The sequence below is a fragment of the Chitinophaga sp. genome (assembly GCF_035564935.1).
Taxonomy (GTDB): Bacteria; Bacteroidota; Bacteroidia; order Chitinophagales; family Chitinophagaceae; genus Chitinophaga.
In genome coordinates, this window is sequence record NZ_DATMTE010000692.1 from 1 (window position 1) to 6,619 (window position 6,619).

Consider the following 6,619-nt stretch of genomic DNA (forward strand, 5'->3'; position numbering starts at 1 on the left):
CTGAATGGCGCTATGTGGTGGGTACCATCAACCTGCAGAAACTGAGAGAAGCCGGCTGGCTGAAAAATAAAGAAGTGAATGTGCTGGTACTGGAGTAAAGATATGTAATAAGCAAAAACTAATCATGATTACGGCGCAGTTCCCTGCGCCGTTCTTATTAATTAAAAATTTTCCAGTTCTTCCACTACCCTGCTTACCGGTAGTCCCATTACATTATAGAAGCAACCGTTTATACTGTCTATCCCCACAGCGCCGATCCACTCCTGGATTGCATAGGCGCCGGCTTTGTCGAACGGCTTGTATCCATCCACATAATAAGTGATCTGCTCAGTGGTCAACGGCTTGAAATGTACGGCCGTTGTTTTGGAAAACGCTACTTCCTTTTCTCCTTGCCGGATAATAACGCCGGTGACTACACGATGTTCACGTGCGCTGAGACGCGATAAAATAGCAATGGCGTCTTCCCGGTCTTTTGGCTTGCCGATAATATCGTTGTCCAGCACCACCACGGTATCGGCAGCAATAATAACATCGCCGGGAGCGCACAGCTCCTGCACGGCGGCGGCTTTCTGCCTTGCAATGTGAACAGGAATATCTGCGATGGCTAATTCAGGAGGAAAAGTTTCTGCTGTTTCTATCACCTTCACCTGGAAAGGAATGCCGGCCTGTTCCAGTAGTTGCTTTCTGCGCGGCGACTGGGAAGCCAGGACAACGGGTGCACGGTTATACATCTCTATAAATAAAGTTTAAAAAAGATCATTGATAAAATACCGGTGAGCATGATCACTTTTACCAGTGAGCTTACCTTGTGATAATGTTCCGGCAGACTGGCCTTTTTCAGCGCCACATAAATATAAACGCAGGGCGCCTGTACAAACAGGAGCAGGTAGCCGATAGCCACATACCAGCCCAGTATCCATACCCTGATCTCCACCAGGAGAATAATAATGATCAGCGCCAGCAAAAGGGCGTTACAAAAGCGCTTGGCAGCCAGTACCCCCCACGCGATGGGCAGGGTGCGGCACCCGTCTTTACTGTCGCCCATCATATCTTCCAGGTCTTTCACAATTTCCCGGACCATGGAAATCAGGAAAGCAAATAATGCGTATACCCCGATGATCTGGATCAACTTCCTCCCGATTGGCGAAATGATGGCTTCAAAGCTATGATAGATCTGGCTTTCGTAAAACCCCACCACTACCACTGCCAGGGCGGTTAACAGGGAAATGATCACATTGCCGATCAGCACCTGTCTTTTAAAAGAAGTGGAATAAAACCAGAGCAACAGTGAACAGATCACTTGTGTAAAACCGAGATAGAACTGCCCTGTTTTCCAGGCCACTACAAACCCCAGCGATACGCCGGCCAGGTTAAACATAGTATGCCAGGCCATTGCCCAGCGCCGGCTGATGATCTTATCCAGCACCATCTTATCCGGCTTGTTGATGATGTCTATATTAATATCAAAGTAATCATTGATAATATAACCCGCAGCAGCTACCAGTACGGTAGACAGGCTCAGTAAAACAAACTGGGGTACCGGTAGCGACGGCTCTTCACCGGAGCTGCGCAACACCGGCTCCACTACACAATATTGCAGTAAAAACTGGGTGAGGGCAATATATACCAGGTTCGGGTACCTGATCAGCTTAAAAAATGCAGCCCAGAGCTTCATAGTTTTATCTTTTATTATTTCGATGCGATTCCTTCATCCATTAACCAATGTCCGTTCAGTTTCAATACTTTTTCCATTACTTCTCTTACGCAACCATGGCCCCCGGGCAGAGGGGACACGTACCTCGAAATACTTTTTATTTCGGCTGCTGCATCTGCGGGGCAGGTGGGTAAAGCTACCAGTTGCATAGGCAGATAATCCGGGATATCATCTCCCATATATAATATCTCATCCCAGCGAAGATCATTTTCAAAAACATAATCCTGCAGTTTCTCCTGCTTATCGTGTACCCCGGTAAAGATATCTTTTATACCCAGTCCCTGTAACCTGCTTACCACGCTCTCCGATTTTCCCCCGGAGATGATCACCACGCGATAACCCTTTTTCACGGCGAGTTGCAGCGCATAGCCATCCTTTATGTTCATTCTGCGCGACATTTCGCCGCCCGGCAGTAATTGCAGGGTACCATCCGTAAGCACGCCATCCACATCCAATACAAAGGTGGTAATAGATTTAAATAAAGCCAATACGTTCATGGGGCCAAAAATAGCCAATTACGCATTAACAATCGACTATTCCCTATTTATTATGGAACTGGTAAATGGCGTCGGACATCACCTGGTAAACCAGCTGCAGGTAGGGATCGCCGGCCAGCAAGTTGCGGTGCAGGCTCATAGTGGCATCATCCTGCCGCAATGCCGGGCCTGTTTGTACCTGCTCCGGTGCAAATTTTTCCAGGCGGTCGAAGGTTTCCTTTATAATAGGTTGCAATAAATTAAAATCCAGCTGCTCCTTTTCACAATAAGCCTTTGCCTGTGCAAAAAGATGATTGGTAAAATTATTACACAGCACGGCGGTAAGGTGGTATTTTAGCCGCTGTTCGGAAGAAGTAACCGTAACGCTGCCGGAAATACTCTGGGCCAGCGATTGCAGCCGCCTGAGCACCTCGTCGTTGCTGGCTTCCAGCATCACTGGGATGGGCGGGTAGTTTTTCACCTCCCTGCGGATCGACTGTAAAGGATATACCACCCCGGTATTGGACGATATCCGGGAGATGGCAGCCAGGGGCACCGCCCCCGCCGTATGGGCTACCATACGCTTTCCCAGGCGCAGTTCGTCGTTCAGCTCCGGGATAGCCGCATCACTTACCGCGAGCAGGTACACGTCCGCGTCCATATTTATATCCTGCAAATCGTTCGTATAATCTGCATGGAGCATCTCTCCCAGCTCCCTGGCATGGTCTTCCTGCCGGCTCACCACCTGCTTTACCTGGTGACCATGAATTTTGAGGAGATGTCCGAAACAATGCGCAACATTGCCAGTGCCAACGATAACTACATCCATTATATTTAATTTTAAAATAACAAACCGCCGGTATCGATCTGATTCGTGGTTCCTAATATACGTGTTTTAGCGGGTACCCGTTTTTTTCATTACATTACAACGTATTTTAACGTTTAAAAGCGACCTTATTTTTTAATTTGAAGGTACTTTTATATTTTGCGGACTTCGTTGAAGTAATTATTTAATAGAATTTTGCGTATTTAGCAGCACATTAAAGAAGCATACATGGCAAAAAATTTAGTTATAGTTGAGTCCCCGGCGAAAGCCAAGACCATAGAAAAAATATTGGGCAAAGACTTCGAAGTCAAGTCATGCTTCGGTCACATACGTGACCTGGAGAAGGATGACATGGGGATAGACATTGAAAATAACTTCAAGCCTAAGTATGTGATCCCGGACGACAAGGAAAAGGTGGTGAAAGAGCTGAAGAAGCTGGCGAAGGATACCGATGAGGTATGGCTGGCAACGGATGAGGACCGTGAAGGGGAGGCCATTTCCTGGCATCTGTGTGAGGTGTTGAACCTGGACCCGAAAACGACTAAACGTATTGTTTTCCATGAAATTACCAAGCCAGCCATAGAAAATGCCGTACAGCATCCGCGCAAGCTGGATATGGACCGGGTAAATGCACAGCAGGCCCGCCGTATCCTCGACCGCATCGTGGGCTTTGAGATCTCCCCGGTACTGTGGCGTAAAATGAGTATGCGTAACTCCCTGTCGGCCGGCCGAGTGCAATCCGTAGCGGTACGACTGATCGTGGAAAGGGAAAGAGAGATCAACACTTTCAATTCCGTGAGCACCTTTAAAGTGGAAGCCTGGTTCACCGGTAAGGATATTAATGGTAAAAGCATTTCTTTCAAGGCAGACGGTCCGGGTAAATTCAAAACCGCGGAAGACGCGGAGAAATTCCTGCAGCAATGCGTGGGCGCCGCCTATACCGTAAAGGATATCCAGGTAAAACCCGGCAAGAAATCGCCGGCAGCGCCGTTCACCACTTCTACCCTGCAACAGGAAGCCAGCCGCAAACTGGGCTACAGCGTTTCCAAAACCATGTTGCTGGCCCAGAAGCTGTATGAAAGCGGTAATATCACCTACATGCGTACCGACTCTGTAAACCTGTCGGATACCGCGGTGGGTGAAATTGAAAAAGCTATTAAAACCAGTTTTGGTGACAAATACCACCAGCACCGGAAATTCAAAAATAAAAATGAGTCCGCACAGGAAGCGCACGAAGCCATCCGTCCTACCTACATGGAAAACACTACGGTAGACGACAGCGATACCCGCAAACTATACGAACTGATCTGGAAACGTACCATTGCCAGCCAGATGGCGGATGCGGAACTGGAAAAAACCATCGCCAAGATCGATATCTCTACCAACCATGAAGAGCTGAGCGCCAGCGGGGAAGTACTGAAATTCGACGGCTTCCTGAAAGTATACATGGAAAGCCACGACGATGAGGATGAAACAGAAGAACAGGAAGGTTCTTTACCGCCACTGGCCGTAAAACAATCCCTGGATCTGAAAGAAATGAAAGCCACCGAAAGGTTCTCCCGCCCGGCTCCCCGTTATACGGAAGCCAGCCTGGTAAAGAAACTGGAAGAACTGGGCATTGGCCGTCCATCTACTTATGCACCTACCATTACCACCATTCAGAAACGTAACTACGTGGAGAAAAGGGATAAGGAAGGAGTGAAAAGAGATTTCCGCATCCTGTTACTCAAGGAGGATAAGATCACCAAACAAACCGACGCAGAAAATACCGGTGCAGAAAAATCAAAATTATTCCCCACAGATCTGGGAATGATCGTTACCGACTTCCTGAACCAGTACTTCAATAACGTAATGGACTATGGCTTTACTGCCAAGATTGAAGAAGAATTTGATGAAATTGCCAGCGGTAAAAAGGTATGGAATAAGATGATCAGCGAATTTTATTCTCCTTTCCATAAAGATGTGGAAAACACCCTCGAAAATGCAGAGCGTGTAAAAGGCGAACGTCCGCTGGGCACTGATGCTGCTACGGGTAAGCCAATTGTAGCGCGTATGGGCCGTTATGGTCCTATGATCCAGATCGGCAGTGTGGAAGATGAAGAAAAACCGCGCTTCGCCAAGTTAAAGGCCACACAAAGCATTGAAACCATTACACTCGATGAGGCCATGGAATTATTTAAACTGCCGCGCACCATCGGCCAGTTTGAAGATTCCGATGTGGTGATCAACATCGGCCGTTTTGGTCCTTATGCCCAACACGATAAGAAATTCTATTCCCTGAAAAAGGAAATGGACCCGTATACCGTAGAACTGGATGAAATAGGACCATTGATTGCAGAGAAACGCGCTGCAAAGGATGAACGGACCATCAAAATATTTGAAAAGGAAAAAATTCAGATCCTGAAAGGACCATATGGCCCTTATATCAAGCAGGGATTGAAGAACTATAAGATACCGAAGGAAAAAATAGATAACGCCGCTGATCTTACTGTGGAAGAAGCCAAAGCGATCATTGAAGACGTTAAAGCCAATCCGCCTAAGAAAAAGGCGCCTCCGAGGAAAAAGAAAGCTGAATAACGGGTGGTAAGAATATGCTGAAAAATGAGGCAATGATAATAACTGCAGTGTAACTGGTATGCTTATTATTAAATTTGCCGGCAGGATCACATTATTTAATGATTACCACATGATCATAATAATGGTATGAACGAAAACAGAGAAATAAACGCTTTGTTCCACCTGTTGGATGACCCGGATCTGGAGGTATTTGATACGGTTGCCAGTAAAATATTACTGTACGGTAAAGATATCATTCCGAACCTGGAGAATTTGTGGGAGAATACAATTGACGAGGCTATTCAGGAAAGGATAGAGCTGCTGATCCACCGGGTTCATTACCAGGATTTGCAGGCAGCGTTGCGTGCATGGGGGCTTTCATCATCCCAGGACCTGATGCAGGGCGCCATACTGGCAGCCCGGTACCAGTTTCCCGATCTTATGGATGCACCGATCATTGCAGAAATAGACCGGATCAAACGGAATATATGGCTGGAACTGAATAATTACCTTACCCCGCTGGAACAGATCAATGTGCTGAACAGTATGATCTATAACTATTTTGGCCTTAAAGGAGAAGAAGTTTCCTACCAGCGCAAAAACCAGTTCTTCATTAACCAGGTGGTAGAATCCAAAAAGGGAAATCCTGTTACCAACGGGATCATCTATCAAAGCCTCTGCGCCATGCTGGATCTCCCGGTATATGCCGTGAACATTCCCCGGCAGTTTATCCTGGCTTATTTCGACAGCTACATTGATTTTTCCGTTCCCGTAGAACCCGGCGACCATCGCATTCTTTTCTTTATAGATCCCATCCAGGGCCAGATCTACACCCAGCAGGATGTGGATACCTACCTGAAAAGAGTGTCTGTGCCACCGGTCCCCTCCTACTTCAAACCGCAATCCAACAAACACATCATACAATTCCTGCTGGAAGAACTCTCCAAATGCTTCCGCGACGACAAAGACGCCTACAAAACAGATGAACTGATGAACCTGGCGAGTATACTCGAAGATTAACGCGGATTTTGTCTGACTCAGGATTAA

The 6,619-nt window shown here is 47.0% G+C and carries 6 protein-coding genes; 2 read left to right on the forward strand and 4 right to left on the reverse strand.

Going from position 1 to position 6,619, the window contains the following annotated elements:
* Positions 1-161 precede the first annotated feature (161 nt).
* From VN105_RS17820 to VN105_RS17835, 4 genes are read right to left on the reverse strand one after another with little or no spacing between them, the layout of a single operon-like run.
* Positions 162-731: a Maf family protein gene (locus tag VN105_RS17820; RefSeq protein ID WP_325642880.1), complete on the reverse strand. Its 570-nt coding sequence runs from the start codon at positions 729-731 to the stop codon at positions 162-164.
* Between the two features lie 2 nt (positions 732-733).
* Positions 734-1,675, reverse strand: coding sequence for a geranylgeranylglycerol-phosphate geranylgeranyltransferase (locus tag VN105_RS17825; protein ID WP_325642881.1), 942 nt, complete (start codon positions 1,673-1,675; stop codon positions 734-736).
* 14 nt (positions 1,676-1,689) lie between these two features.
* Entirely contained in the window at positions 1,690-2,211 is a 522-nt protein-coding gene (locus tag VN105_RS17830; protein ID WP_325642882.1) for a 3-deoxy-D-manno-octulosonate 8-phosphate phosphatase, read from the reverse strand.
* Positions 2,212-2,254: 43 nt separating this feature from the next.
* Positions 2,255-3,019, reverse strand: a complete 765-nt coding sequence (locus VN105_RS17835; protein WP_325642883.1) for a Rossmann-like and DUF2520 domain-containing protein — start codon at positions 3,017-3,019, stop codon at positions 2,255-2,257.
* Between the two features lie 225 nt (positions 3,020-3,244).
* Between VN105_RS17835 and topA the strand changes: the two genes are divergently transcribed.
* Positions 3,245-5,593, forward strand: coding sequence for a type I DNA topoisomerase (gene topA, locus VN105_RS17840; RefSeq protein WP_325642884.1), 2,349 nt, complete (start codon positions 3,245-3,247; stop codon positions 5,591-5,593).
* A 126-nt stretch (positions 5,594-5,719) separates the two neighbouring features.
* Positions 5,720-6,592, forward strand: coding sequence for a transglutaminase-like domain-containing protein (locus VN105_RS17845; protein WP_325642885.1), 873 nt, complete (start codon positions 5,720-5,722; stop codon positions 6,590-6,592).
* The last annotated feature ends 27 nt before the right edge of the window (positions 6,593-6,619 follow it).

What these genes read in the sequence shown, in the direction of transcription:
- VN105_RS17820 (WP_325642880.1), bottom strand. Translation starts at nt 731, where the DNA reads ATGTATAACCGTGCACCCGTTGTCCTGGCTTCCCAGTCGCCGCGCAGA.
- topA (WP_325642884.1), top strand. Translation starts at nt 3,245, where the DNA reads ATGGCAAAAAATTTAGTTATAGTTGAGTCCCCGGCGAAAGCCAAGACC.
- VN105_RS17830 (WP_325642882.1), bottom strand. Translation starts at nt 2,211, where the DNA reads ATGAACGTATTGGCTTTATTTAAATCTATTACCACCTTTGTATTGGAT.
- VN105_RS17835 (WP_325642883.1), bottom strand. Translation starts at nt 3,019, where the DNA reads ATGGATGTAGTTATCGTTGGCACTGGCAATGTTGCGCATTGTTTCGGA.
- VN105_RS17845 (WP_325642885.1), top strand. Translation starts at nt 5,720, where the DNA reads ATGAACGAAAACAGAGAAATAAACGCTTTGTTCCACCTGTTGGATGAC.
- VN105_RS17825 (WP_325642881.1), bottom strand. Translation starts at nt 1,675, where the DNA reads ATGAAGCTCTGGGCTGCATTTTTTAAGCTGATCAGGTACCCGAACCTG.